24 protein-coding genes and 2 pseudogenes are annotated in these 25,320 nt (G+C 65.7%); 9 read left to right on the top strand and 17 right to left on the bottom strand.

Annotated features, from left to right (window positions below):
• Positions 1-14: 14 nt before the first annotated feature.
• From BLS74_RS29985 to BLS74_RS29995, 3 genes are read left to right on the top strand one after another with little or no spacing between them, the layout of a single operon-like run.
• On the top strand, positions 15-1,295 hold the full coding sequence (locus tag BLS74_RS29985; protein ID WP_093111052.1) for a Zn-dependent hydrolase: 1,281 nt from the start codon (positions 15-17) through the stop codon (positions 1,293-1,295).
• Entirely contained in the window at positions 1,292-2,425 is a 1,134-nt protein-coding gene (locus BLS74_RS29990; RefSeq protein ID WP_093111054.1) for an ABC transporter substrate-binding protein, read from the top strand. Before BLS74_RS29985 ends, BLS74_RS29990 begins: the two co-directional genes overlap by 4 nt.
• Entirely contained in the window at positions 2,422-3,933 is a 1,512-nt protein-coding gene (locus tag BLS74_RS29995) for a M81 family metallopeptidase (RefSeq protein WP_093111056.1), read from the top strand. The genes BLS74_RS29990 and BLS74_RS29995 overlap by 4 nt, the downstream gene beginning before the upstream one ends.
• Before the next feature lie 495 nt (positions 3,934-4,428).
• Here BLS74_RS29995 and BLS74_RS30000 read toward each other — a convergent pair whose 3' ends face one another.
• The 12 genes from BLS74_RS30000 to hydA all read right to left on the bottom strand — a co-directional run bounded on the left by BLS74_RS30000 (position 4,429) and on the right by hydA (position 17,053).
• On the bottom strand, positions 4,429-5,652 hold the full coding sequence (locus tag BLS74_RS30000) for a pyridoxal-phosphate-dependent aminotransferase family protein (RefSeq protein WP_093111058.1): 1,224 nt from the start codon (positions 5,650-5,652) through the stop codon (positions 4,429-4,431).
• Between the two features lie 31 nt (positions 5,653-5,683).
• Positions 5,684-6,454: a fumarylacetoacetate hydrolase family protein gene (locus BLS74_RS30005; RefSeq protein WP_170855775.1), complete on the bottom strand. Its 771-nt coding sequence runs from the start codon at positions 6,452-6,454 to the stop codon at positions 5,684-5,686.
• Between the two features lie 21 nt (positions 6,455-6,475).
• Positions 6,476-7,261 (bottom strand): 2-keto-4-pentenoate hydratase, encoded by a 786-nt coding sequence (locus BLS74_RS30010; protein WP_244504083.1) that lies wholly within the window; start codon positions 7,259-7,261, stop codon positions 6,476-6,478.
• Positions 7,237-8,613 carry an amidase gene (locus BLS74_RS30015; RefSeq protein WP_093111062.1) on the bottom strand — a complete coding sequence of 459 codons (1,377 nt, stop codon included), beginning with the start codon at positions 8,611-8,613 and terminating at the stop codon, positions 7,237-7,239. The genes BLS74_RS30010 and BLS74_RS30015 overlap by 25 nt, the downstream gene beginning before the upstream one ends.
• A gap of 160 nt (positions 8,614-8,773) precedes the next feature.
• Complete coding sequence (locus BLS74_RS30020) at positions 8,774-9,814, bottom strand: TRAP transporter substrate-binding protein (RefSeq protein ID WP_093111064.1); 1,041 nt, start codon at positions 9,812-9,814, stop codon at positions 8,774-8,776.
• A gap of 24 nt (positions 9,815-9,838) precedes the next feature.
• Complete coding sequence (locus tag BLS74_RS30025) at positions 9,839-10,873, bottom strand: TRAP transporter substrate-binding protein (RefSeq protein WP_093111066.1); 1,035 nt, start codon at positions 10,871-10,873, stop codon at positions 9,839-9,841.
• Between the two features lie 23 nt (positions 10,874-10,896).
• A complete protein-coding gene (locus BLS74_RS30030; protein ID WP_093111068.1) occupies positions 10,897-12,204 on the bottom strand; it encodes a TRAP transporter large permease in 1,308 nt (435 codons plus the stop codon).
• On the bottom strand, positions 12,201-12,842 hold the full coding sequence (locus BLS74_RS30035) for a TRAP transporter small permease subunit (protein ID WP_093111070.1): 642 nt from the start codon (positions 12,840-12,842) through the stop codon (positions 12,201-12,203). Before BLS74_RS30035 ends, BLS74_RS30030 begins: the two co-directional genes overlap by 4 nt.
• Before the next feature lie 149 nt (positions 12,843-12,991).
• Positions 12,992-13,819 carry an IclR family transcriptional regulator gene (locus BLS74_RS30040; protein WP_093111072.1) on the bottom strand — a complete coding sequence of 276 codons (828 nt, stop codon included), beginning with the start codon at positions 13,817-13,819 and terminating at the stop codon, positions 12,992-12,994.
• Between the two features lie 49 nt (positions 13,820-13,868).
• Positions 13,869-14,846: a Bug family tripartite tricarboxylate transporter substrate binding protein gene (locus BLS74_RS30045; protein ID WP_093111074.1), complete on the bottom strand. Its 978-nt coding sequence runs from the start codon at positions 14,844-14,846 to the stop codon at positions 13,869-13,871.
• 39 nt (positions 14,847-14,885) lie between these two features.
• A complete protein-coding gene (locus tag BLS74_RS30050; protein ID WP_093111076.1) occupies positions 14,886-15,629 on the bottom strand; it encodes an aspartate/glutamate racemase family protein in 744 nt (247 codons plus the stop codon).
• 2 nt (positions 15,630-15,631) lie between these two features.
• Positions 15,632-17,053 (bottom strand): dihydropyrimidinase, encoded by a 1,422-nt coding sequence (gene hydA / locus BLS74_RS30055; protein ID WP_093111078.1) that lies wholly within the window; start codon positions 17,051-17,053, stop codon positions 15,632-15,634.
• A 98-nt stretch (positions 17,054-17,151) separates the two neighbouring features.
• Here hydA and BLS74_RS30060 point away from each other — a divergent pair, with 98 nt between their 5' ends.
• Both BLS74_RS30060 and BLS74_RS30065 read left to right on the top strand, forming a co-directional pair.
• Positions 17,152-17,877: a maleate cis-trans isomerase family protein gene (locus BLS74_RS30060; protein ID WP_093111080.1), complete on the top strand. Its 726-nt coding sequence runs from the start codon at positions 17,152-17,154 to the stop codon at positions 17,875-17,877.
• A 77-nt stretch (positions 17,878-17,954) separates the two neighbouring features.
• A complete protein-coding gene (locus BLS74_RS30065; RefSeq protein WP_093111153.1) occupies positions 17,955-18,674 on the top strand; it encodes a GntR family transcriptional regulator in 720 nt (239 codons plus the stop codon).
• A gap of 45 nt (positions 18,675-18,719) precedes the next feature.
• Here the strand turns inward: BLS74_RS30065 and BLS74_RS30070 are convergent.
• Positions 18,720-19,238 (bottom strand): annotated as a pseudogene (locus tag BLS74_RS30070) (transposase); the annotation flags it as partial.
• Between the two features lie 17 nt (positions 19,239-19,255).
• Here BLS74_RS30070 and BLS74_RS35380 point away from each other — a divergent pair.
• Positions 19,256-19,357: pseudogene (locus BLS74_RS35380) on the top strand (LysR family transcriptional regulator); the annotation flags it as partial.
• 370 nt (positions 19,358-19,727) lie between these two features.
• Here the strand turns inward: BLS74_RS35380 and BLS74_RS30075 are convergent.
• On the bottom strand, positions 19,728-20,720 hold the full coding sequence (locus BLS74_RS30075) for a Bug family tripartite tricarboxylate transporter substrate binding protein (RefSeq protein WP_093111084.1): 993 nt from the start codon (positions 20,718-20,720) through the stop codon (positions 19,728-19,730).
• A 41-nt stretch (positions 20,721-20,761) separates the two neighbouring features.
• On the bottom strand, positions 20,762-21,619 hold the full coding sequence (locus tag BLS74_RS30080; protein ID WP_244504084.1) for an alpha/beta fold hydrolase: 858 nt from the start codon (positions 21,617-21,619) through the stop codon (positions 20,762-20,764).
• Between the two features lie 247 nt (positions 21,620-21,866).
• On the opposite strand from BLS74_RS30080, the gene BLS74_RS30085 reads away from it, so the two are divergent.
• Entirely contained in the window at positions 21,867-22,346 is a 480-nt protein-coding gene (locus BLS74_RS30085) for a MarR family winged helix-turn-helix transcriptional regulator (RefSeq protein ID WP_093111086.1), read from the top strand.
• 3 nt (positions 22,347-22,349) lie between these two features.
• Here BLS74_RS30085 and BLS74_RS34685 read toward each other — a convergent pair whose 3' ends face one another.
• Together BLS74_RS34685 and BLS74_RS30090 are read right to left on the bottom strand one after the other, a co-directional pair.
• Positions 22,350-22,490: a hypothetical protein gene (locus BLS74_RS34685; RefSeq protein WP_170855776.1), complete on the bottom strand. Its 141-nt coding sequence runs from the start codon at positions 22,488-22,490 to the stop codon at positions 22,350-22,352.
• Positions 22,491-22,805: 315 nt separating this feature from the next.
• Complete coding sequence (locus BLS74_RS30090) at positions 22,806-23,009, bottom strand: DUF2905 domain-containing protein (RefSeq protein WP_093111088.1); 204 nt, start codon at positions 23,007-23,009, stop codon at positions 22,806-22,808.
• Between the two features lie 110 nt (positions 23,010-23,119).
• Between BLS74_RS30090 and BLS74_RS30095 the strand changes: the two genes are divergently transcribed.
• Together BLS74_RS30095 and BLS74_RS30100 are read left to right on the top strand one after the other, a co-directional pair.
• Positions 23,120-23,539, top strand: coding sequence for a TerC family protein (locus tag BLS74_RS30095; RefSeq protein WP_093111090.1), 420 nt, complete (start codon positions 23,120-23,122; stop codon positions 23,537-23,539).
• Positions 23,540-23,715: 176 nt separating this feature from the next.
• Positions 23,716-25,296, top strand: a complete 1,581-nt coding sequence (locus tag BLS74_RS30100) for a flavin monoamine oxidase family protein (RefSeq protein ID WP_093111092.1) — start codon at positions 23,716-23,718, stop codon at positions 25,294-25,296.
• Positions 25,297-25,320 lie beyond the last annotated feature (24 nt).

A 25,320-nucleotide genomic window follows, 5' to 3' on the forward strand; every position in this document is an offset into this window, starting at 1 on the left:
TCATTCGCAAAACCATGACCACGCAGAACGAACTCTCCTGCGCGCCCGGCGTGCGCGACCTCCGCATCGACGGCCAGCGCCTCTGGGACTCGCTGATGCAGCTGGCCCAGGTCGGCGCCACCGAGAAGGGCGGCGTGTGCCGCCTCGCGCTGACCGACCTCGACCGCCAGGGCCGCGACCTGTTCGTGCGCTGGGTGCGCGAGGCGGGCTGCGAAGTCCGCGTGGATGCCATCGGCAACATCTTCGCGCGCCGCGCCGGCCGCAACAACGCGCTGCCGCCCGTCACCACCGGCAGCCACATCGACACGCAGCCCACGGGCGGCAAGTTCGACGGCAACTACGGCGTGCTCGCGGGGCTGGAGGTGATCCGCAGCCTCAACGACGCGAAGATCGAAACCGAGGCGCCGATCGAAGTGGCGGTATGGACCAATGAGGAGGGCTCGCGCTTCGTGCCCGTGATGATGGGCTCCGGCGTGTTCGCCGGCGCGTTCACGCTCGAACATGCGCTGGCGCAGCGCGACAACGACGGCGTCAGCGTGTCCGAGGCGCTTGCTTCCATCGGCTACGCGGGCGGCACCCCCGCGTCGGCGACGGCATCGCCGGTGGGTGCGTACTTCGAGGCGCACATCGAGCAGGGCCCGGTGCTCGAAGCCAGCGAACGCGTGATCGGCGTGGTCGAGGGGGCGCTGGGCCAGCGCTGGTACGACGTGGCGGTGCAGGGCATGGAGGCCCATGCCGGCCCCACGCCGATGGAACTGCGCAAGGACGCGCTGTTGGCCGCCTCCGAACTCGTGATCGAGGTCAACCGCATCGCGCTCGCCCACGCGCCGCATGGGCGCGGCACGGTCGGCTGGATCGACGCCTACCCGAACTCGCGCAACGTGATCCCGGGCCGCGTGAAGCTCAGCGTCGACCTGCGCGCAGCCGACGACGTGGTGCTGTCGGCCATGGATGCCGCGCTGAAAGATGCCGTGCAGCGCATCGCGGCGAAGGGCAAAGTCGGGATGTCGGTGGAGCAGGTCGTGTACTTTCCGCCGCAGCCTTTCACGCCCCAGCTCGTGTCCGCCGTGCGCGAGGCCGCGCAGGCGCAGGGCATGACCTGGATGAACGTGATCAGCGGTGCGGGCCACGACGCGGTGTACCTCGCGCGCGTGTGCCCCACGGCCATGATCTTCGTGCCCTGCCTCGATGGCATCAGCCACAACGAGATCGAGGACGCGCAGCCCGACCATCTCGAAGCCGGCTGCAATGTGCTGCTGCAGGCGATGGTGCAGAGCGCGGGAGTCGCAGCGTGAACGCGGTGCTCCGGCGCATCGGCTTGCGCATCCTGGCGCTAGGAATGGCCGTGGCATGCACAGCCGCCTCGGCGGCCGGAGAGCCGATCCTGGTCGGCCAGTCCGCGGTGCTGACCGGTCCTTTCACACCGAACAGTCTGGCTTTCATGGAAGGCCAGACGCTGTTCTTCAACCAGTTGAACAAGGCCGGCGGCATCGGTGGGCGGCCGGTCAAGATGATCACCTACGACGACGCGTACATCGCGGAGAAGGCAGCGGCCAATGCCGAGAAGCTGCTCGGCACCGACCGCGTCGTCTGCCTGTTCGGCACCATGGGCACGGGCATCGGTGCGGCCATGGTGCCCGTGGCTGCGAAGTACGACAGTTTCATCTTCGGCGGGCTCACCGGCGCGGCGGTGCTGCGCGGGCCGAAGGTGCCAATCTATCACGTGCGGGAGTCGTATGCCGACGAGGTCCGGCGGGTGATGACGCACCTGACGACCATCGGCGTGACGCGCATCGCGATCGTCTCGAGCGACGACGCCTACGGCCGGGGCATCGAGAAGGATGCGGTGGATGCGCTCGAAAAGAACAAGCATCCGGTCCTCCTGTCGCTGCGCTTCGACCCCAAGGAAAAGGACCATCCCGCCATTGCGCAGCAGGTCATCGCGAGCGGGGCGCAGGCGGTGTACGTCATTGCGGCCGGCACGCCAGCGATCAACATCATCCGCTCGATGGTGGCTGCGCCCATCCATCCGCAGATCTACACGAACTCGGTGGCGAGCTCCTTCCTCCTATACAAGGAACTCGGCGACAAGAGCCGCGGCATCGTACTGTCGCAGGTGGTGCCGCCGTTCTGGAAGACGCGCTTTCCCATCGTGGACGAGTACCAGCGCGCGCTCAAGGGTGCGGGCAGTGGCAGCGAAGGCTCCTACCTGGGCCTCGAGGGCTACATCACGGCCAAGGCCTTTGCGGAAGCGCTGCAGCGCGTGAAGGGGCCGATCACCACTGAATCGCTGAGGCGCAGCATCGAGAACTCGCCGCCCATGAACCTGAGCGGCTTTGTAGTCTCCTTCCGGCCCGACAACCGGAACGGTTCAAGCTTTGGAGACATCACGATGCTGGGAAGCGCCGGAAAGTTTGCACAATGAAAGTACTGATCGCACGCCTCAACCACGAGACCAACACCTTCTCGCCGGTGCCCACGCCACTCGCGGCCTTCGGGCCCGACGGCCCGACCTTCGACGCCCAGGCCTACAAGGCCAACAAGGGCATGCGAACCGCGATGTCGGCCTTCATCGACCTGGCCGAGCAGGCTAACGCGACGGTGGTCACGCCGGTGTCGGCTTCCGCCAACCCGAGCGGACCAGTCGATGCCGGTGCCTACACCATGTTGACCCAGCGCATCGTCGATGCGGCGCCGGGTTGCGATGCCATCCTGCTCGACCTGCACGGCGCGATGGTGGCGCAGAACAGCCCGGACGGAGAAGGCGACCTATTGGTGCGGCTGCGCGCCGCGGCGCCGGGCGTGCCGATCGGCGTGGCGCTCGACCTGCACGCCAACGTGACGCCCGCAATGGTCGGCAACGCGGACGTGATCGTCGGCTTCAAGACCTACCCGCACATCGACATGTACGAAACCGGAGAACATGCGGGCCGCTTGATCTTCGACATGCTGGCGGGGCGAAGCAAACCGGCGATGAGATGGCATCGGCTTCCCTTGATGGCACACACGTTGCGCAGCGCATCGTCAATTGGTGCGATGAGGTGCGCAATCGACCATGCGCTCGAGGCCGAGCACAGCGGCTTACTCGCGGTCTCGATCTTCGCAGGCTTCTCGCTCTCGGATATCGAGGCACCCTGCATGAGTGTCGTGGTGGTTGACGCACACACGCCCCAGCGAGCGCAGGCGACGGCCGATCGCATAGCCAAACAGATATGGGATGACCGCGAGGCCTTTGTGTACCGCAGCGAGCCACTGGCCGAATCGATTGCGCGCGCCAAAGAACTTGCACAGGGCACGACCAAACCAGTGCTCCTACTCGACCACGGTGACAATTGCATGTCGGGCGGTAGTTGCGACACCATGGACGTGTTGCAAGAGGCGCTGGCGCAAGGCCTCAATGGCATCGGCGTGGGGCCGCTATGCGATCCCGAGGCAGTGCAAGCGCTCATCACGGCCGGCGAAGGAGCGGCGGTGACAGTTGCGCTAGGCAACAAGTCTTTGCTCGCGAGTATCGGCCTCGTGAAGACGCCCGTTTACATGAGTGGCATCGTGCGCACCATCTGCGACGGCGGATACACGATCACTGGACCCACCTACACCGGCCAACGCGGCAGCATGGGCCGAACGGTTTTGTTCGACACAGGCAGAGCAAGGATCGTGGTGACCGAGCGCACCCAGGAGCCATGGGACCTCGCCGTTTTCGAGTGTGCTGGGCTCGATCCGCGCACTGAGCGATTTCTGCTTCTCAAGTCGCGCATGTACTGCCGTCCGGTGTTCTTGCCCTTGGCTGCTGCGCTAGTGGAGTGTGACAGCAAGGGGGTCACTAGCTCCGACTACAGCTTGTTCTCGTTCAAGCAAGTCCGGCGACCGGTGTTCCCGCTCGACCAAGATTGCGCACATGTCGTGCCGATTGCGGCGGCTCCTGCTCTCTAGATCTTAAGCGTCTCGCGAGACCACCTTGACGGCCTCAGATGCGCAGCTTCGGGATCGCAGAGTTGACGGCATTGACGTCGAAGCCTGCGGGATCAAACGGCCCGCCGCACCAGCGCCACATGGCGACGTGCATGTCAATGCTCCCTATCGAGTCACCAGGATCGGGATGCCTCGTCGCAAGCCCGGTCGCGTTCAGGGCATGACAAATCTTTCCAACGGGAAGCTACGCTCACCAAGATGCGCACCAGTCCGCGACCGGAGCCAATCTACATACCGGGCAGTCGAACGCACCAAAGGACGAAGCGGCCACGCTGCTCGCGGCAAGACCCCGCACCAGCACACTACCCGGTTCAGGGTCCGTGTGCAGTCTCGATCGAAACAGGGGACTGCATAGCATCTTGTGGCCGCCGAAGTCGGTAGTTTGAAACCTCAAGCTCGACGTCCGCTCCCGCCGCCGCGAAGCGGAAGTTCGGGTTGAGTGAAGCGAGGAGCTTGCTAGACTTTGGGCTGCGGTGTCGCTGCGAAGAAGTCCATGGCCGCCGCGACGCCGCTGCCGGCCAGTGGCACGCCTGCCAGCTTCAGGCCCATCTCAACCCCCGTCAGCGCGGCCATCAGCGTCAGGTCGTTGCAGTCGCCCAGGTGGCCGATGCGGAACATGCGACCCTTGAGCTTGCCGAGTCCCGCGCCAAGCGAGAGATCGAAGCGTTCGTGGATCAGCCGGCGCAGCGAATCGGCATCCACGCCTTGCGGCGTGATGACGCCGGTGAGCACAGGCGAGTGGACGCGCTCGTCCGCACATTGCGTCGGCAGGCCCCACGCACGGACCGCGGCGCGCACGCCTTCGCCCCAGCGCTGGTGGCGCGCGAACACCACCGGCAGTCCCTGTCCGAGCACCATGTCGAGCGCCTCGCTGAGGCCGTAGAGCAGGTTCGTGCTCGGCGTGTAGGGCCAGTAGCCGCCCTGGTTCATCTCGACGATCTCGTCCCAGGCCCAGAAGGCCTTGGGCAGGCGCGCCGTCCTGCTGACCTCGATGGCCTTGGGCGACAGGGCGTTGAAGCTGATGCCGGGCGGCAGCATCAGGCCCTTCTGCGAGCCGCTGACGGTCACGTCGACGCCCCATTCGTCGTGACGGAAATTGGCGCTCGCGAGGCCCGAGATGGTGTCGACCATCAGCAGCGCGGGATGCCCGGCCGCATCGATGGCGCGGCGCACCGCGGCGATGTCGGAGGTGACGCCGGTGGAGGTCTCGTTGTGCACCACGCACACGGCCTTGATCTTCTTCTCGGTGTCCTTGCGCAGGCGCGCCTCGATCAGGTCGGGCTGCACGCCGTGGCGCCAGCTGCGCGGCAAGCCGGTGTCGTCGACGCCGGGCAGACCGATGAACTCGGGCTCCAGGCCGAGGCGCTGCGCCATCCGCTGCCACAGCGTCGCGAAGTGGCCCGTCTCGTACATCAGGACCGCATCGCCGGGGCTCATCACGTTGACGAGCGCCGCCTCCCAGGCGCCGGTGCCCGACGCGGGGTAGATGACCACCGGATGCTGCGTCCGGAACAGCTGCTGCAGGCCGGCGATCACCTTCTTGCCGAGCGTCGCGAACTCGGGGCCGCGATGATCGATGGTCGGCAGGCTGATGGCGCGCAGGATGCGGTCGGGTACCGGGCTCGGGCCGGGGATCTGCAGGAAGTGGCGGCCGCTGGGATGGTTGTCGAGAGCGATCATGGGTCTCCTTTTCTGTGGCGAGTCGATGGAACTACAACTGCACGGACGCGCGTCCGATGCCCGGAAACTCGGCCGTGACGAGATCGCCCGCGGCCGCGTGAAGAATCCCCACCCAGGTGCCGGTGGTCACGACGGTGCCCGCCGGCAGGCTGCGGCCGTCCTGCGTGGCGTGACGCAGCCACGCCGTCAGCAGGAAGGCGGGGTCGCCGAGCGAGTGGGTGCCGCGGCGTTCGACCGCCGGTTGTGCGCCGATCTGCACGCGGCACGTCTGCGCGCGCCAGTCACGCGCCGCGAACGGTATCCAGGGGCCGAGCACCAGCGCGCCATGCGACTGCAGGTCGGCCAGCTTGAACAGTGCCGGCGCGCCCAGTGCTTCGCGCCAGCGCGAGTCGACGAGCTCGATCGAGACGGTCATCGCATCGACCAGTGCGCTCGCGCTGCCTGCGTCCAGCGTTTCGGCGAGCGTGGCATCGACATCGCGCGCGAGCCGCAGCGCAACCTCGGCCTCGATGCCGCGCATGTGAAACGGCCAGGTGCCGCTCTGCGCCGGACTGGTCCATACGCCGGCCGGCGGCAGCCGCGCATGGGTGAGTACCGCGCCGCGGGACGGGCCGCCCGATTTCCAGTACTGCGGCGCTGCAGCTTCGAACCCGCCGAGTTCGCGCGCCACGCGCTGCTGCACTGCGTAGGCATCGGCTGTGTCGGTCAGCGCATCGGCCAGCGGCGCGGCATCCGCCAGGTTCCTGGTGCGACGCGCATGAATCAGCGCGTCGGCCACGGCATCGATTTTCGAAAGGGGCACTTCCATTCCTTTTGACTGGGGTCAGAACGACACGCTCAACGGCGCGAGACCCGCGATCTCGACGCGCACGGCAGTGCCTTGGGACGCGAACAGCATGCCGGTGCACGAGCCGCTGGTGATGACCTGACCTGCCTTGAGCCCGACGCCGCGCGCCGAGCAATGGTTGGCCAGCCATTCGAGCAGCGTGCCGGCATCGGGGCTCGGGTGCTCGCCCACCGTATGGGCCACGATCTGCTCGCCGAAACGAAGCACGGCCTCGACCTTCGCCAGATCGAACCACGCCGGCTCGAAGGGCTGGCGTCGCCCCAGCACCAGTGCGCCGTGGCTCAGCAGGTCTGCCAATTGCGCATCGGAGCCGGCGCCGAGCCAGTCGGCGAGGCGGGTCTCCACGACTTCGATCACCGGCAGCACCGATTCGATGGCGAACGCCAGCTCGTCCAGGGTATAGGGCGCCGCGCGGGACGGCAGGTCGACGCCGAGTTGGAAGCCGACTTCGACTTCGATGCCGCGCAGCCGCCAAGCCGGGCCTTTCAGCAGCGCACCGTCGGACCGCAGCCCTTCGGCCGGCAATGGCGCACAGGTCGGCTCCAGTCCCGGCGCACGCGCGCCGACCTTCCAGCCGCCGACGGTGCCGAGAGCGGCCAGCGTCGCGTCCTGGATCGCATAGGCCTCGTGGCGGTCCGCAGGCTGCACCAGCGCCGAGGGCACGCGCCGGCCGTCGCGACGCGCGATGTACAGGGCGCGCGCTGCGGTGTCCGGCGTGACCGTGGCGGCCACCGGCGTCAGAGCTCGGGAAAGCGCTGCCACGGATGAGCTCGCTCGAACGCGCGGGCCAGCGCGAGCAACGCGTCGTCGTCGCCTTCGCGCGCGACCAGCTGCAGGCCGACCGGCAAGCCTTGGGCGAAGCCGCAGGGCAGCGCGATCGCCGGCAGGCCGACCGCATTGGCGAAGCCAGCAAAGACGGCGTGACCGCGCGCGCCGACCTCGCGGCCATCGATTCGGGGTGGATGCGTTTCGCCGGCCGGCCAGGGAAGCGCCGCCGCCGCCGGCGTCAAGAGGAAGCCGTAGCGCTCGAACAGGATGGCCAGTTCGGTGCGCAACCGCTCGGCTTCGAGCAGCAGGTCGAACAGCGCGATGGCCGACGCGCTGCGCCCGGCTTGGGCGTTGGCCTGCATCGCGGGGGCGAACAAGGCCGGATCGAACGGACGCGTCGGCGACAGCGCCTGCGGATGCTCGACCAGCCACGCCAGCCCCACCTGCGCCAGCAGCGGCCAGCGCTGGTTGACCGCCTCTGCCAGATCGAAGCCCTCTGCTGTCGTCACTTCATGGCCCAGCATGGAAAGATTCCGGGCCGCCGCATCGGCGAGATGCGCGATCTGCGGATCGAGCGGGTGGTCGCCAAAGCGTGGGATGTACAGGATGCGCGCCGGCGTTGGTGCCACTGGCCGCATCGGGCCGAGCCCTATCACCTGCATCACCGCGGCCACGTCGTCCACGCAACGCGCGAGCGGCCCTGCGACCTCGAAGTCCAGAAAGATCGGCGGCAGTCCGCCGCTGCGCGGCACGCGGCCGCGCGAGGGCTTGAGGCCGACCAGGTTGGTGTGCGATGCGGGTCGCCGGATCGAGCCGCCGCCGTCGGTGCCAAGCGCGATGGGGCATCCGCCCGCAGCGACCAGCGCGGCCGCGCCGCCCGATGAGCCGCCGGGCGTCAGGGCCGGGTTCCACGGATTGCCGGTGGGGCCGAACACCGGGTTGTCCGTGTAGCCCTGCATCGTGAACTCGGGCACGTTGGTCTTGCCGAAGATCAGGGCGCCGGCTTCGCGCAGCTTCGCCACCGGAAGCTCGTCGCGTTCGGCCACGAAGCCGGCGAGCGCGCGGCTTCCCCAGTGAGTGGGCAGGCCTCGCACCTGCAGGTTGTCCTTGATCGTGATCGGCACGCCGTCCAACGCGCCGATCGCCCGGCCCGTGCGCCAGCGCGCGCTGCTTTGCTCGGCGGCGTGGGTCGCGCCCTCGGCGTCGAGCGCGATCAGCGCGTTGAGCCGCGGGTTGACCTCGGCACTGCGCGCCAGACAGGCCTCGAGCGCCTGGGTCGGCGTGAACGCGGCGTCGCGAAAACCGGCGGCGAGCTGCGTTGCCGTAAGTTGCCAGAGCAATTTCATTTCAGTCGATCCACAGGCCGGACGCCACCCGCGACGCAAGACGGCCGGCGCAGCCGGGCCCGTTCGGGAAACACCACGGAACCGGCTTTGCCGGGCCGCTGGTGTTGTCCCCGGCTAGGGGGTTGGCGGTCACACGAAGCGGGCAAGCCTGCGGGTGAGCTCATTTCAGTCCCACCACCGGGCCGACGACCTGCTTCCAAGTGGCCGAGCACTTGTCGTAGGACTTGTCGCAGAGCTCGCTCCAGATCGGCAGCGACACCGTCGTCAGCGCGTCGCGAATCATCTGCTGGTCGCCCGGCTTGACCGGGACATCCTTCATCGCGAACTTCTTGACCGTCTTGCACGGTTCCTTGCCGACGTTGCAGCGCGACGCGTCCTCGAAGAGTTCCTTGGAGTAGGCCCAGACGTCGGTCTCGAACCTCTTGAACGCCTCGGTGATCTTCGCCTTCTGATCGGCCGGCAGCGCGTTCCACTTCGTGAGGTTCATCGCATACGCGTTGAGCGCGATCTGGAAGCCGATCGGCATGAAATGCGTCGTGACTTCGGGCCAGCCGGCCGAGTTGGCCGAGCTCGGGCCGGTGATGGCGCAGTCGGTCACGCCGCGTTCGAGCGCCTGCTGCGTCTCGCCGAACGGGATCGTGACCGGGATGCCGCCGAGCTTCTCGATGAACTTGGCGAGCGACTGGTCGTAGACCCGCACCTTCTTGCCCTTCAGGTCCGCGAGGCCAGTGATCGCCACCTTGCAGAACACGACCTGCGGGCCAAAGGGATAGATGCCGAGCAGCTTGCCGCCATGGCGCTCCTGCAGACGCTTGTCGAAGGCATCCCGGTAGGCGTCGACCACCTTGCGCGCGACTTCGTAGTCGGTCGACAGGCCGACGATGTCAGGGCCGAGGAAGAAGGGTTCGTCGCGCGACACCTGCGCGAGGCGCAGCGTGACGATGTCGAACAGGCCCGACTTCAGCACGCGCAGGCCGTCAGCGTCCTTCACGCCGAGCACGTCCATCGGCTTGTAGTCTGCGTCGATGGGCAGGCCGGTGTTCTTCGCGAAGTTCTCGAAGAAGGGCTGCTCCTTCGTCTGCTGGATCAGCCCGGTGGCGACCAGGTTGCCGGCCACGCGCAGCTTGGGGTTTTCGGCATGTACCGGCAGGGCCAGCGCGAGGACGGCGGCAAGCGAGGGGAGAACGAATTTCAGTTTCACGGCATCACTCCTTTAAGAACTTGTTCATCGAATTCCGACCAGCGGACCGATCGCCTGCTTCCAGGTGGCCGAGCATTTGTCGTAGGACTTGTCGCAAACCTCGGCCCACAGCGGCAATGAGACGGCGCCGACCGCGTCGCGCACGAGCTTCTGGTCGGCGGGCTTTACCGGCACTTCCTTCATCGCGTACTTCTTGCCGTACTTGCAGGATTCCTGGCCGACGTTGCAACGTGACGCGTCGTCCCACAGTTCCCGCGAATAGGCCCAGGCCTCGGTCTCGAACCTGGCGAAGGCCTCGCTCATCCTTGTCTGTTGGGCGGGCGGCAGTGCGTTCCACTTCTTCAGGTTGATCGCGTAAGCGACGAGGTGAATCTGGAAGCCGATCGGCATCACGTGCGTCGCCACTTCGGGCCAGCCGGCCGAGTTGGCCGAACTCGGGCCGGTGATGGCGCAGTCGGTCACGCCGCGCTCGAGCGCCTGCTGCGTCTCGTTGAAGGCGAGGGCGACCGGGATGCCGTCGAGCTTTTCGATGAACTTCGCGAGCGACTGGTCGCTCACGCGCACCTTCTTGCCCTTGAGGTCGGCCAGACCCGAGATCGCCGACTTGCAGAACAGGATCTGCGGCCCGAAGGGATAGGTGCCGAGCAGCTTGGCGTTGTGCCTTTCCTGCAGTCGCTTGTCGAATGCGCCGCGGTAGGCGTCGACCACCTTGCGCGCGGTGTCGTAGTCGGTCGACAGGCCGACGATGTCGGGGCCCAGCAGGAAGGGGTCGTCGCGCGACACCTGCGCGAGCCGCAAGGTCACGATGTCGAACAAGCCCGACTTGACGACGCGCAGGCCGTCGGCGTCCTTCACGCCCAGCACGTCCATCGGCTTGTAGTCGACGTCGATGGGCAGGCCGGTGTTCTTCGCGAAGTTCTCGAAGAAGGGTTGTTCCTTGTTCTGCTGGATCAGGCCGCCGGAGACCAGGCTGCCGGCGGCGCGAAGCTTGGTGTTCTGGGCGTGGACGGGCAGCGCGAACGCGAGCGCGGCCGCGATGAGGGCGAGCTTGAGCTTCATGGGTTCTTTCGTGGGAGGGACCGTCATTTGCCGAACATCAGGTTCGGCAGGTAGGTGGCGATCCAGGGGGTGTGAATCAGGATCGCGGTCATCACGATCATGGCGGCGAAGAAGGGCAGGGTGCCCTGGAACACGTCGTTGATCGAGCCTTCGCCGCGCACGCCCTGGATCACGTACAGCGTCATGCCGATGGGCGGGCTGATCAGCGAGATCTCGCACATCAGCACCATGAAGACGCCGAAGAACACCGGGTCGATGCCGGCCGCCTGGATGATCGGGAACACCACCGGCAGCGTGCCGACGAGCATCGGCATGGTCTCGAGCGCGATGCCGAGGATGAGATACATCACCGCCAGCATCCACAGCAGCATGATCGGCGAGACGTCGGCCGACTTGATGAGGCTGGCGAGCGCCTGCGGCACGCCGAGCATCGACAGCACGAAGTTCAGGTACAGCGCCGCGACGAGGATCAGCGCGGTCATCGCGGTGAGCCGCATGGTCGAGCGGAAGCACTCGTGCAGCATGCCGACCTTGAGCTTGCCGTAGGCCGCCGCGATCGGGAGGCACACGATCACGCCGAGCGCCGCGCTTTCGGTCACCGTAGCCCAGCCGGTGTAGATGCCGCCCATCACGACCGAGAACACGGCCAGCGGGCCCAGCAGGTGCACCGAGTGCCGCAGCTTCTCGCGCATCGCCGTGCCGGCTTCGCGAGTGCCGGCGACCGAGGGCTTCCAGACGCAGATTGCGAGGATGGTGAGCAGGAACAGCACCGTCATGATCGCGCCGGGCAGGATGCCGGCCATGTACAGCCGCGCTGCCGAGGTGTTGGTCATCGAGCCGTAGATGATGAAAGCCACGCCGGGCGGAATCAGGTTGCCCAGGCTGGCGCCAGCGGCGATGGTGCCGAGCACCATGCGCTGGTCGTACTTGCGGTTCTTGAAGGCCGGCAGCGCGACGGTCGAGATCGTCGCCGCGGTCGCGACCGACGAGCCCGACACCGCGGAGAACAGCGCCGAGGCGCCGATGTTGGTGTGCAGCAGGCCGCCGGGCATGCGGTTGAGCCACTGGCCGAGCGACTGGTACATCTTGTCGGTGGCGCCGCCGCGCATCAGGATCTCGCCGAGCAGGATGTACAGCGGGATCGACAGCAGCAGGTAGTCTTCGCCGGCGGCCCAGAGCTGCTCGCCTACGGCGTTGATCGCCGGCATGCCGAAGTGGATCAGCGACCCGAGCAGGCCGACGACCAGCATCGTCGTCGCGACATGGAAGCCGAGGAACATCAGCCCCAGCATGATGGCCAGGCCGGCCAGGATTTCGAGCGGTCCGATCATGATGCGGCTCCGACGGGGGTCGTGTGGATGGACGCGGTTTCCGTGGGTGTTTTCACGTGGATGTCGGTCTCGGCCTCGATCTCTTCCTCGAGCGTCTGCGGGCCGAAGCGCGTGTTGAGCTCCTGCGTGCGGCGCGCCAGGAAGAGGCGCAGCGCATCGATCGCGGCCCAGCCCGCGACCAGCGCGAACATCAGATAGCCGCCGAGCCAGATCGATTGCGGGATCCACATCGGCGTGGCCAGCGGCGTGGCCGCGGTGCTGTGCAGCTCGATGCTTTCGACGACCACGTGCCAGCCGCGCCAGAGGCACAGCATCGACAGGGCAGCGAGGCTCAGCATCGCGAGCAGGTTGAGCAGCGCGCGCGTCTTCGCGGGGAAGCGCGACAGCAGGAAGTCGACGCGCGTGTGGCTGCGTGTGATGAGCGTGTAGGCGAAGCCGAACGCGCCGACGATGCCGTAGGTATACGAGCCGATCTCGTCGATGCCCTGCAAGCTGAACGAGAAGACCTTGCGGCCGAGCATCTCGATGCAGGTCATCACCGATAGAGCGATGAGCCACCAGCCGCAGGCGATGACGGTCCAGTCACAGACGCGCGTCAGCCCGCGGCTCACGGGGTCCGGTGGGAGCAGTGTTTTCATGGGTTTTCGTGGCTGTGCAGTGAAGGAGAACGTGCACGCATTGAAGCGCGCGGCAGGGCGCGCCTGCAGACTTTTCCGCGGAGCGGGAGAGGCGGAAAAACTCTTTTCGAATCAAGCACTTGGCGCTGCGCGCCCGCGGAAGAAGCGCGCTACCTGATGCGCCCGCCGTAGGCTGCGGTGATGTCGTCGGCCGCGGCGCGCACGGCCGCGCCGAGCTGCGCGAAGTCGGCGCTCTTGATGCGCTGCGTCGGCCCGACGAGCGAGATCGCGCCGAAGGGTTGGCCATGCTCGTCGCGGATCGCGGCGGCGATGCAGCGCAGGCCGACCGCGTTCTGTTCGTCGTCGATCGCGAAGCCGGCGCGTCGGACCTCGCCGAGGGTCTCGTGCAGCCGCGACGCGCGCGCGATGGTGTTGGCCGTGAGCTTCGGCAGGCCGTAGGTGCGCAGGTACTGCAGCACATCGTCCTCCGCCATCGCGGCGAGGATCGCCTGTCCCATCGCCGTGCCGTGCAGCGGCGCGCGAAAGCCCGGCTTGCCCATGGCGCGCATCTGCTCGCGGCTTTCGACTTGGGTCACGAACACGATGTCGCCCAGGTCGGCGATGCCGAGGTTGATGCTCTCGCCGGAGCTGTCGCGCAGGCGTCGCATCACCGGCAGCGCGACTGGCGCGATGCGGCGCCGCCGCGCGAACGCGGCGCCGACCGAGAAGCAGCGCACGCCCACATACCAGAGGTTGGTCTCGCGGTCGAACTGGACGAACTGGCGCTGCTCCAGCGTGGTGAGCAGGCGGTGCGCGGTGGAGGAAGAGAGGCCGCTGTGCGCGGCGATGTCGACGAGGCGGTAGCCTTCGTCATCGTCGGCAAGCAGTTCCAGCAACTGCATTGCCCGCGTGAGCGACTGCACGGTGCTGTCGCTGTCGCGGTCGATGCGGGTGATCTTGGCGGTCTTGGAGGGACGGCGGGGCGAGCTTGCTGTCATGGCGTGCCTCTTGCAAGTTGCGCGCCATCGGGTGGTGGCCGGCGCCCCCTCAGCCGTCGATGGAGACCTTGGCGTCCTTCGCCACCTTGGCCCACTTGGCGATCTCGCTGTGCGTGAAGCTGCTGTAGGCGTCGACCGGGCCGCCGCCGTCCTCGACCCCGAAGCCTTCGAACTTTTCCTGCACGTCGGCCATCGCGAGCACGGCGTTGACGTCCTGGTTGATCTTGCGCGCCAGCGCCGCGGGCAGCTTGGCCGGGCCGGAGATGCCGTACCAGTTCATGGTCTCGAACTGGGGGAAGCCCTGTTCCTGCATGGTGGGCACTCCGGGGTAGGCCTTCGAGCGCTTGGCGCGCGTCTGCGCGAGCGCGACGACGCGGCCGTTCTTCACGTGCGGCGTGGCGGCCGTCATGGTCTCGAAGGTGTACTGGATCTGGCCGCCAATCAGGTCGGTGAGCAACGGCCCGCTGCCCTTGTAAGGCACGTGCAGCACGTCGACGCCGGCCTGCAGCTTGAACATCTCGATGGCGAAGTGCTGGATGGTGCCGGGCCCGGCGGAGCCGAAGCTGATCTTGCCGGGCTGCGCCTTGCACTGCGCGACGACTTCCTTCACCGACTTCACGGGGTTCGTCGCGCTCGTGATCAGCAGGTTGGGCGTGACGCCGAGCAGCACCACGGGCACGAAGTCGCGCTCGGCGTTGTAGCGCAGGTTGGAGCGCACGGCCGGCGCGAGCGCGTGGCTGTTGATGGTGGACAGGAGCAGCACGCTGCCATCGGACGGCTGCTGAAGCATGTAGTCGGCCGCGAGCGTGCCCGAGGCACCGGCCTTGTTCTCGACCACGACCTGCTGGTTCCACAGCCCGCCGAGCTTCTGCGCCACCACCCGTGCCAGCGCATCGGCGCCACCGCCGGGCGGAAAGCCGACGACCAGGCGGATCGGCGTAGCCGGCAAGGCCTGGGCGAACATGGAGGGCGCGGCCAGCGATGCGGCGGCCGCGCCGGCGGCCTGGAGGATGTGACGTCTTTGCATGTTTCAGGGTCTCCGCGGGTAGTGGGTGAAGAGTTCGGATCACTGGCGGCGCAGCAGCGCCTCGATGGCGGGCGGCAGCCCGCGGTTCGGCTTCTGGGGCGGCGGCGCGAAGCTGCCGCGGCGGGCCGTGCCGGACTGCAGCGCCACCAGCGTCTCGGCGTGGCGAACCGCGCTCGACACGCCATCGACCACCGGCACCGGCAGGCGGCTTTTGAGGCTGCGCGCCAGGCCCGCGAGTGGTGCGCCGGCCAGCACGATGACGTCTGCGCCGTCTTCGTCGACGGCTCGCTCGCACAGCGCTGCCAGATGCGCGGCGTGGTTGTCCTGCACGCGGCCGATGTCCGCGAGCGGCTGGTCGAGGTGGCGGATGCTGGCGAGCCGATCGGCCAGCCCGTTCGCCGCCACGCATTCGCGGTACCAGGCGGTGATGCGGCGCGAAATCGCGATGATCGAGAAGCGCTGGCCGAGCATGCAGGCGCTCATCAGCGCGCTTTCGGTGAGGCCGAGCACCGGGATGTCGAGCGCCTCGCGCAGGCCCGCCAGGCCGGGATCGCCGAAGGCGGCGACCACCACGGCGTCGTGCAGCGCGCCGTGCTCGGCCGCCAGCGTCGCCGCGGCGTAGGCGCCGATCAGCGCCTCGAAGCGGGTCTCGATGTAGGCCACGCCGAAGGGCGCGGTCAGCGTCGTGATGCGCGTTTCGGGCGAGGCTGCGCGGCGCGCCTCGCTGTCGATCAGCGCCGTGACGCTGTCGGAGATGTTGGGGTTGATCAGGAGCAGCTTCATGGTCAGGCGCGCCGCGGCAGCAGCGAAGGTGCGTCGCAGGCCAGAAAGCGCCCGCGTCCGGCGCGGCCGTGGAACTGGCCGTCCCACAGCAGCTCGCCGCCGGCGATCGTCAGTGCCGGCCAGGCGCGCAGCCGCTGGCCCTCGTAGGGCGTGTAGTCGACGTTGTGGTGCAGGTCGGTGTTGCGCAGCACGAACTCGCGCTCCTCCCAGACCACCAGGTCGGCGTCGCTGCCGACCGCGATCGTGCCCTTGCGCGGATGCAGGCCATAGGCCTTAGCGGGGTTGGTCGAGGTCAGCTCGACGAAGCGGTTGAGCGTCATGCGGCCGCCCAGCACGCCTTCGGAGTAGAGCAGCGGCAGGCGCGTCTCGAGGCCGGGGATGCCGTTCGGGATGTGGCGGAACGCGACTTCCTCGCCGCCCGGCTTCTTGCCTTCCGGCGCGTCGTAGCGAAAGGGTGCGTGGTCGGAAGAGAACACGGTGAACAAGCCGTCGTTCAGGCCGTTCCAGATCACCTCCTGGTTCGCCTTGTCGCGCGGTGGCGGGCTGCAGACGCAGCGAGCGCCCTGGTAGCTGTCGTCCAGCCCGAGGTCGGCTGCAGTCAGGAACAGGTACTGCGGGCAGGTCTCGGCGAACACCGACAGGCCGTGGGCGCGCGCCCAGCGGATCTGCTCCACCGCTTCGCGACCCGAGACGTGCACGATCAGGATCGGCACGTCGACCAGCTGCGACAGCGCGATCGCGCGATGCGTCGCCTCACGCTCGACCAGCATCGGCCGCGAATGGGCATGGAAGCGTGGTGCGGTGCGGCCGGCGGCCTCGAGCTTCCTGGTCAGCCATTCGATGCAGTCTGCGTTCTCGGCGTGGATCATCGCCATCGCGCCGTGCTCGCGCGCGACCGACAACACGTCGAGGATCTGGCCGTCGTCGAGTTTCAGGTCGTCATAGGTCATGTAGATCTTGAACGAGGTGTAGCCCTCTCGGATCAACGCCGGCAGTTCCTCGTTCAGCACCTTGGGCGTGGGGTCGCTGACGATCAGGTGAAAGGCGTAGTCCACGTGGGCGCGGCCCTCGGCACGCTGGTGGTAGTCGGCGACGGCGGTGCGCAGCGACTGGCCCTTTTCCTGTGCGGCGAAAGGGATCACGGTGGTCGTGCCGCCGCAAGCCGCGCTTCGGGTGCCGCTTTCGAAGTCGTCGGCCATGCGCAGCGGCGACGCCATCGGCTGGTCGAGGTGGCAGTGCGCGTCCACACCGCCGGGCGTCACGACGCGGCCGGCTGCGTCGATCTCGCGCGCACCGCCGGCCAGCCCGGTGCCGAGTTGGACGATGCGCCCGCCAACAACGGCGATGTCTGCGTCGAAGGTGTCGCTGGCGGTTGCCACGCGGGCGTTGCGCAGCACGAAGTCGAAGGGGTGGGGCGTGTTCATTTTGTCGACATCATCGTCGACAATCAGTTTGTCGATCTCGGTGATTACACTAATGTCGACAATATGGTTCGCGACGAAGCTTGCCCGAAAGGATTCCCATGCACCAGACCCTTCGTCTCGGCGTGCTCACGCCCTCATCCAACACCGCGCTGGAGCCGCTGACCAGTGCGCTGGCGGCGGCCGTGCCCGGCTGCAGCGCCCACTTCTCACGCTTCAAGGTAACCGAGATCTCGCTGTCGGCGCAGGGGCTCGGCCAGTTCGACGACAGCAAGATCCTCGCGGCCGCCGAGCTGCTGGCCGACGCCAAGGTGGACGTGATCGGCTGGAGCGGCACCTCCTCGGGCTGGCTGGGCTTCGACGCCGACCGGCGCTTGGTCGAACGCATCCGCGAGCGCACCGGCATCGTCGCCACCACCGCGGTGCTGGCGCTGAATGAACTGCTCGCGTTGCGAGGCGTGAAGCGACTCGCGCTGGTGACGCCGTACACCGCAGATGTGCAGCAGAAAATTGTCGACAACTACCGCAGCATCGGCATCGAAGTGGTGGCCGAGCGCCACCTCGGCATCAGCGTCAACCACGCCTTCGCATCGGTCGCGCCGCAACGGCTGATGGCCTTGATGCGCGAGGTGGCGCCGGCACGGCCGGAGGCCATCACCACCTTCTGCACCAACCTGCGGGCGGCACCGCTGGCCGAGGCGGTGGAGGCCGAACTCGACATTCCGTTGCTCGACACCGTCAGCACCACGGTATGGGGGCAACTGCGCGCCGCCGGCGCCGATCCGGCGCAGGTGAGCGGCTGGGGCCGCATGTTCGGCTGGCGATAATGGACCGCCATCCCGCCGCCTGCCGCCATGCACGCGTGCTGCTGGCGTCCGATCCGCTCGCCAAGCTCAACCCAGACATGCCAACCAAAAGCGCGCGCAAGCCTGCCTCGCAAGCCCGACTCGAACGCGAGAACACGCAGGACGAAATCTACGAAAAGATCTATGTCGCCATCCTCGAGCACCGCCTGCATCCCGGCACCAAGCTCGGCGAGGAGCGCCTGGCCGAGATCTTCGGCGCCAGCCGGGCGCGCATTCGCGAAGTGCTGGCGCGGCTCGCGCACGAGCAGATCGTCGAGCTCTATCCGCAGCGCGGCGCCTACGTTGCCAAGCCCTCGATCGAGCAAGCGCTCGATGTGTTCGAAGCCCGCCGGCTGATCGAGCCGGCGGTGCTGCGCCGGCTGATCGAGACACTCACGCCCGAGAAGCTGGCGCGCCTGCGCCAGCACCAGGAACTCGAGCTCGATGCCCGCCGCCGCGATGACAAGCGCGCTGTGATCCGGCTGTCCGGTGAATTCCATTCGCTGGCGGCCGAACTGGCGGGCAACACGGCGCTGGCGCGCAGCATGCGCGAGCTGTCGATATTGACCTGCCTGATGATCTTTCTATACGACGCACCGACCAGCTCGAGCTGCCGCGCCGACGAGCACTCGCAGATCATCGAGGCCATCGCCAAGCGCGATCCGGCGCGCGCCGAGCGGCTGATGCGCGAGCACCTCGACCATATCGAGAGCAGCATGAAGCTGGAGCAGACGACCGAGGAGGTGGACCTGGAAGCGATCTTCAGAGGCGAGATCTGACCGCGACACTTAGTAGTCCGTTTCGGAAATTCGCACACGTATTCTTCAAGCGGCCAGCTTCAAGGGCTGGCTCTGCGCCCGGCGATCACGCATGCGCACGATCAAGGCATTGAGATCGGTGCGGGTGAATCTCCACTCGAATGGACGCGCGATGCTCTCGAAGTAGCGCTCGAAGTTCGCCAGCCGTTGAGCGACCGCCTCCAAGCAAGGGAAGTCGTTCGGGGTCAGCACCTTGCGCTGCACGATCGAGAAGTAGATTTCGATCTGATTGAGCCAACTGGCGTGGACCGGTGCGTGGACCGGAACCAATCGGGGATGGGCTTGCGTGAGGCGCCGCACTGACGCCTGGCCACGATGCGAGGAGCCGTTGTCCATGACCCAGAACACGCGTCTTGCGCTGACATATGGCGGCTGGCTCATGACCTGATCGACCAAACGCTCGAAGGGCGCGATGCCTGTGGTCGCTTCGCAGCGGCCGAACACCTTGGCGCGATGCACGTCCAACGCCGCCAAGTACGCCCAGGCGCCATCGTGTGCATACTCGTGCTCCACGCGCATTGCCTGCCTGCCTCGGTGGGCACACGGCGGACGTACGCCAGGGGATCAATGCGGTGTACTACCGCAACACGAAACTGGCGGCGCGCATCGCCTGCTTTCTGGACTTCTTGGCCGCGCGAGTATGAGGGCCGGAGTCGGCGCGACCGCATAGGGCGAAAACAGGTCGTCGTAAGTGCTGCCAGGGCTTGGCCACGCCCCATTGTTGCACCCGGCGAAAAATTCGCTGCGGGTGGCCAGGGGCGCAAATCAACCCAAGTTCGATGATCAGAGGGCAAGGAATATCGATTCACCCGAATCGGCGAGACGGCCCTGTTCGTCCCAAGGGACGCTTTCATTGTTTATGGGCTGGCTGGGCTGATGGCCGAGTTTCAGCAGTCTGGGGGCGAGGACGGCTTTCGCACTGCATTCCCTATGTTCGTCGGAGTAGGGCGACGGGAAAGTTTGGGCCCGGCCGTTCACCACACTCGAGTAGTCTGCGCCAACGCGGGCGGTCAACTACCGATCCAGAGTTACTCTCGCTGTACGAATATAGGCCCCCCAACGGTCGAACTCGCTGTTGTAGAAGTGCTGGTATGCGCCCGGGGTCATTTGTTCAATGACTATCGCCATCTTGCTCATGAATTCAGCGACCTGAGGTTCCGCCATCGTTGCGGAAATTGCTGCATTGAGCTTGTTGACGATGTCAGCAGGAGTACCAGCCGGAGCGAGGAACCCCAACCACGGGCCCATGTCGATCTCCACCCCGAACTCCTTGAGTACTGGAATGTCGGCGAAGCCATGTAGGCGCTCGCGTGCCGTAATTGCCAGGCTGCGAACACGCCCAGCACGAAGATACTGTTCGGCGACGAGCACTGGAACGATCGTGCAGTTCACCTGATCCGCGAGCTGTGCTTGCATCAGCGGCGCTGTTCCGTTGTAGGGGATATGCAGCAGATCGACTCGCGTCTTTTGCTTGAGTGCTTCCATGATGATCTGGCCGGAACTGCCCTGCCCCCAGGATCCGAAGGTCATGGCGTCCTTCGCCTCTTTGGCGATCTGCAGGAACTGAGTGAGCGTCTTCGCTGCATGAGAGGCGGGGACGATCAGCGCCAGGGGAGTGAAACCGATGGGGGCCACGGCCACGAACTCCTTCTTCGAGTCGTAGGGCGGAGGCTTCAGGATGTGCGGCGCTATCGAATGCGAATCTGCCGTTCCGTACACCAACGAATAGCCGTCGGCCGGACTGCGAGCAGCGGCGAGACTGCCGATCGTGCCTATCGCGCCCGGCCGGTTCTCCACGATGATGGATTGTCCGAGGCGTTGCGCCAGCGACGGCGTCATCGCGCGAACCAACACGTCGCCGCCACCTCCTGCATTCCACGGCATGATGATCTTGATGAGCCGCGAAGGATATGCAGCGGTTTGAGCCAACGCGCTCAGGGGCGCTGTCGTGGCAGCGGAAGTGGCCAGGCCGGCCAGAATAGCGCGGCGAGTCATGAGGTGCTTCATGTTTGTTGTCTCCTTGTGTGGACGGCCGTCATCGGACGCTGTCAAAGATTCCTGCTTTCAAGCCACCTGATCAGAACCGAGGCAACCTCGTGGCTATTGCTTTCGATCATCAACATGTGCCCATTGCCATTCAGGCCGATGTCGGGGAGCCAGGTGAAATCGGCATTCAGACGGCGGGCAAGCGCCTGGTCGACAGACTTTGGATGACGTGCATCGTGCTCACCCGTGACGATCAGGATCGGTCTCTGGCCTACGACGGACAGGCTTGCCAGCTGAAGTCCTCTGCCTCCGATGTTGAACCGCTCATTCAGGACGATCGGGCTGTCGGGCACCACTGAGGCCGCATAGCTTTCCAATGCATCTCGAGGGAATCTTGGGCTGCTCGCCCAGAAGTCGTTTATGAATGTGCGATCCGCCGACACGGGTCGATCCAAGGGCGAATACACGGGACAACCAGCCTCACGGTCATGGCGCATGGTCTCGATGGCCGCGGGATCGTCGGGCAAGGGATTGAGCAAGTTCGCGGGCGCCCCGGGCGCGATGCCGATGATGGCCGCCACCTTGTCTGGATGGTGCTCTGCGATCCACCACGCGATGGGTCCCCCCGCAGAGTGGGCCACAACGATGGCCGGGCCTATCGCGTCGATCACCGTTGCGAGCGCAGTGGCTACGTCGTGCGTCGTTAGGCGAACGAGATTCTCGACGCCAGGGGAACGCCCGTGACCCGGCCAGTCGGGCACGTGCACGGCATGCCCTCTGGCCGCGAACAGCTGCGCCCATCCGTCACGGCCGTCCGGCGTGCCCAGATACGACACGCCCGTATGAAACCCTCCATGAATCATCACGACCGGCAGGAGATGGCGGCCGACGCATGCCGGGGGCAGATGATCCACATACACGGGGTGCGAAGCAGTGCCCAGGAAAAAGCATGATCGGGCCGTTCGCACGGACGACGTCGACGCATCACACAGGCTCCGGGACATGCAAGTTCTCGTGAAGAATCCGAGACCCATTGTAGTTCCATATGGAACCAATTAAAGTCGGTGTTTTCCCGCTTTGCTGAGTTCTCGGCCGAGAGCGGCGGTTGGTAGCATCGAAACTAGTACCTCCGGCAGATTCCCTACGCATTGTTTGAAACACAAGACGATGACGACCTCTCGACCCCTGAGCGACATCCTGGAAGGCGTTTCGATTCCGTACGCCTACAAGCTCGGGTACATGATCAATTCGTACCGCGAACCGTCGTTCCGGTCCATCGAAGCAAAGTACGGGTTGACGAGGCCGGAGATTCTTTCCTTGATCTTCCTGTACTTCAGAGACGGCATTTCCGCTTCAGACATCTGCGACTTTTCCGGACACCTGAAGAACAACATCAGCCGCGCCGTGACCGCGCTGGAGAAGAAGGGGTTGATCCGACGGGAGCTTGACGAGATCGATCAGCGCAGGCAGGTCATATTCATCACGGCGTCCGGCCGCAAGATGCACAACCGATTCATGCCTGGGCTGGTTGAACGCGAGAAGGCAATGATGGAATGCCTGACGACCGAAGAGCGTCAGCAGTTGCAGCAGTTGCTGCGCAAGCTCTGCGCCAACGCACCGGCGTGGAGCGGCATAGACCATGTTTGATGGCTAGCCTACGGCATGCACTCGAGGCATCTCAACGCCTGACTTGACGAAGTTCTGCTCGCAGTTTTCGACTGTCTTCTTCAGGTTGGAGCGATGCATCGCTTCTGCTAGCCGCGCATCCCGGTCGAGCCAGGCCTTGGCCATTCGTAGGTGGTCCAGCGTCAGCAATCGTCAATTGTTCGCGACTCATGGCGCCCACTCGCATGCGCGCGGAGCTGAAAGGCGCTGCCGCGTGGCGCTGGCGCTAGTGCGCGATGAGCAGGATGTCAGAGGCAGCAACTCGACTTCTCGGGAACGGTCACCCGCGAAGGTCGTTGATGGCCATGGTCCAGGCCGATCTGGCCACCTCGGGAATACAGCAGTGATTTGCCAACCGCGCCGCGAGGCGCTGGCCGGCGTGGAGAGCACGCGCAGCCAGGTGATCTTCAGGGAGGAGAACCCGCCTTGAGGGATCGAAGCCTACTTGCGCCACCACCACCAGACGACGAGGCTCAGGACGATCGACACGATCAGCGAGGTCATCAGCGGAAAATGGAAGCTGAAGCTTTCACGCTCGATCGAGAAATCCCCCGGCAGGCGCCCCCACGGCAGCCGCGACAGCCAGGGCCAGGCAAGGCCCGCGACGACGAGGAGCACGCCCAGCGCAATGAGCAAGCGTTGCATGCGGCAATACTAGCGCCGGGCGGCGCCGAGCGGTAGCGGCCCGGCCGGGCCGCGGGCATGGTCAGCCCGCGGTGTCTTTCATCGGATTCAGGCTCCTCGAGGAGTGCGACATGACTCGCGGCCCGCTGGTCTGGGAAGTGACGATCGCCCTGATCGTCGCCCTGCTGCTGTTCGACTACTTCTTCCACATCCGCACGGCGCACGTGCCCATGCTCGCCGAAGCCGCCCGCCGGTCGGCCGCCTACATCGGCGCGGCCGTCCTGTTCGCTGTCATGGTGTGGGTGCTCGGCGGCACCGAGCCCGGCACCCAGTATTTCGCCGGCTACCTGACGGAGAAGGCGCTGTCGGTCGACAACGTGTTCGTCTTCCTGGTGATCATGTCCAGCTTCAAGGTGCCGCGCGAGGAGCAACAGAAGGCGCTGCTGATCGGCATCGTGATCGCGCTGGTGGCGCGCACCGGCTTCATCCTGCTGGGCGCGGCGCTGATCGAGCGCTCATCGAAACCTAGCTCCTGCGGCCGGCGTCGCTGACGGTACTTGCTGCCGGAGCCATTGCCATCGCTGAACAATCGCGTAGCGGCCGAATGTAAGTACGATTTCGTAACATCTGGTTCCACAAGAGTGCGAAAGTCCGCGTTTTAGTCGCCCTGGCCGTACGATCTGCGTCACGCATACCTCACTACGGCAAACCGGTCCGGGAGGCACAGATGACGGAATCGAATACGGCAGAGGCAATTCAGCCAGACATCGTCGTCGTTGGCGCCGGCATGGCCGGTCTGTACTTCGCTTGGCGGTTGCTCAGGCACAAGCCTACGACGAAGATCGTCATCCTGGAAATGCTCGATCGCCCCGGCGGACGGTTGGATACCGATCTCGTCGTCATCGACGGCACCTTGGTCAAGAACGAAGAAGGCGGCATGCGCTTTGTCGATAGCATGAAGAACTTGATGTGGCTGCTCAAGACGCTGTCGCTCGACAAGGACATCATGCCGTTCAACATGGGGGACGACAACAACATCTACTACCTGCGTGGCCGCCGCTTCACCTTTGGCGACATGGCGGGCAATCCCGACCTCTGGAGCAGCCGCTACTTCCTGCGTGACCAGGAGAAACAGCGCCAGCCGAACAAGATTCTTCAAGAGGTTTTCGACACGGTGCTGACACAGAATGGTGTCGATCCGAAGCAGTGGTATCCGCAAACCCCCGAGGACTGGCAGAAAGTACGCCTCGAATTCAGCTATCGCGGCTTGCCCCTTTACAAATGGGGCTTTTGGGCATTGCTCGTCGACTTCGGTCTTTCTCAGGAATGCCTGCAGATGATCGAGGACTCGATGGGGTTCCTCGCGTTCTATGACCAAAAGGTCAACGCCGGCGTCGGCTTCCAGACCATGGGTGACTTCGACAAGTTGCCCAACTATCTAACGCTACGGCCCGGCTACGAAACGCTGTCGGACACGCTTGCGCAGCAGATCAGGGAAATGGGAGGAAGGATTCTCCTGGGACATCACGTCGATGCCTTCGACTTCGACGTCAAAGACAAGAACCTGCTCAACGTGAGAGCCCATACTGACAACGGCTGGACGACGCACTTTCTTTGTCCGCAACTCGTCCTCGGGCTGCCCAGTCGTCCGCTCGAGCTCCTTTGCTCGCAATGTCCGGCGCTGCGCGACAACGGTCAGCTCATGGCTGACATCCGCAGCGTCACCACCATGCCGCTCACGAAGATCAACCTGTACTTCAAGGAGCGGTGGTGGTTCGACCGCTACAAGATTGCCGCAGGCGGTTCTTTCACCGACCTGCCGATGGCCCAGTTCTACTGCTATTGGCCCATTGCGGCCAATGACGACAAAGGGCCGGCGTCGATGACGATCTACTGCGATTTCGATCGCACCACATATTGGGAGGAGTTGCAGAAGACGGGCAAGCCCTTCGCGCCTACCGATGGATTGACGCAACCCAAGCACACGACGCCGGCCGGTACGTTCGTGGTCGAGCAGGCGATGCGGCAGCTTGCCGAGTTCTTCGGCGACAACGCCTTGCCGGATCCGCTGTTGTCGACCTATGTGCGTTGGGGCTCGCCGGAGTTCGGGGACGGCGATCACTCGTGGGTGATCGGCGCGGACGACAAGGCCATCGCAGCGCGGCTGCAGAACCCGATCAAGGGCAAGGTCTACATTTGCGGTGAAGCGTATTCGGATGAACAAGCTTGGGTGGACGGTGCATTGCGTTCCACGGAAACCGTCCTGCAAGAGTGCTTTGGCCTGCCCGCTTACGATCGTCCTGTGTGACGGTACTGCATTGTCGTTTCTTGG

The organism is Variovorax sp. CF079 (assembly GCF_900101545.1).
Lineage (GTDB): Bacteria > Pseudomonadota > Gammaproteobacteria > Burkholderiales > Burkholderiaceae_C > Variovorax.

Bases quoted from the DNA above. Each gene is read 5' to 3' on its own strand.
- BLS74_RS29985 (WP_093111052.1), top strand. From the start codon at position 15: ATGACCACGCAGAACGAACTCTCCTGCGCGCCCGGCGTGCGCGACCTC.
- BLS74_RS29995 (WP_093111056.1), top strand. From the start codon at position 2,422: ATGAAAGTACTGATCGCACGCCTCAACCACGAGACCAACACCTTCTCG.
- BLS74_RS30000 (WP_093111058.1), bottom strand. From the start codon at position 5,652: ATGATCGCTCTCGACAACCATCCCAGCGGCCGCCACTTCCTGCAGATC.
- BLS74_RS30015 (WP_093111062.1), bottom strand. From the start codon at position 8,613: ATGAAATTGCTCTGGCAACTTACGGCAACGCAGCTCGCCGCCGGTTTT.
- BLS74_RS30025 (WP_093111066.1), bottom strand. From the start codon at position 10,873: ATGAAGCTCAAGCTCGCCCTCATCGCGGCCGCGCTCGCGTTCGCGCTG.
- BLS74_RS30030 (WP_093111068.1), bottom strand. From the start codon at position 12,204: ATGATCGGACCGCTCGAAATCCTGGCCGGCCTGGCCATCATGCTGGGG.
- BLS74_RS30035 (WP_093111070.1), bottom strand. From the start codon at position 12,842: ATGAAAACACTGCTCCCACCGGACCCCGTGAGCCGCGGGCTGACGCGC.
- BLS74_RS30040 (WP_093111072.1), bottom strand. From the start codon at position 13,819: ATGACAGCAAGCTCGCCCCGCCGTCCCTCCAAGACCGCCAAGATCACC.
- BLS74_RS30045 (WP_093111074.1), bottom strand. From the start codon at position 14,846: ATGCAAAGACGTCACATCCTCCAGGCCGCCGGCGCGGCCGCCGCATCG.
- BLS74_RS30050 (WP_093111076.1), bottom strand. From the start codon at position 15,629: ATGAAGCTGCTCCTGATCAACCCCAACATCTCCGACAGCGTCACGGCG.
- hydA (WP_093111078.1), bottom strand. From the start codon at position 17,053: ATGAACACGCCCCACCCCTTCGACTTCGTGCTGCGCAACGCCCGCGTG.
- BLS74_RS30060 (WP_093111080.1), top strand. From the start codon at position 17,152: ATGCACCAGACCCTTCGTCTCGGCGTGCTCACGCCCTCATCCAACACC.
- BLS74_RS30065 (WP_093111153.1), top strand. From the start codon at position 17,955: ATGCCAACCAAAAGCGCGCGCAAGCCTGCCTCGCAAGCCCGACTCGAA.
- BLS74_RS30075 (WP_093111084.1), bottom strand. From the start codon at position 20,720: ATGAAGCACCTCATGACTCGCCGCGCTATTCTGGCCGGCCTGGCCACT.
- BLS74_RS30085 (WP_093111086.1), top strand. From the start codon at position 21,867: ATGACGACCTCTCGACCCCTGAGCGACATCCTGGAAGGCGTTTCGATT.
- BLS74_RS34685 (WP_170855776.1), bottom strand. From the start codon at position 22,490: ATGGCCAAGGCCTGGCTCGACCGGGATGCGCGGCTAGCAGAAGCGATG.
- BLS74_RS30090 (WP_093111088.1), bottom strand. From the start codon at position 23,009: ATGCAACGCTTGCTCATTGCGCTGGGCGTGCTCCTCGTCGTCGCGGGC.
- BLS74_RS30095 (WP_093111090.1), top strand. From the start codon at position 23,120: ATGACTCGCGGCCCGCTGGTCTGGGAAGTGACGATCGCCCTGATCGTC.
- BLS74_RS30100 (WP_093111092.1), top strand. From the start codon at position 23,716: ATGACGGAATCGAATACGGCAGAGGCAATTCAGCCAGACATCGTCGTC.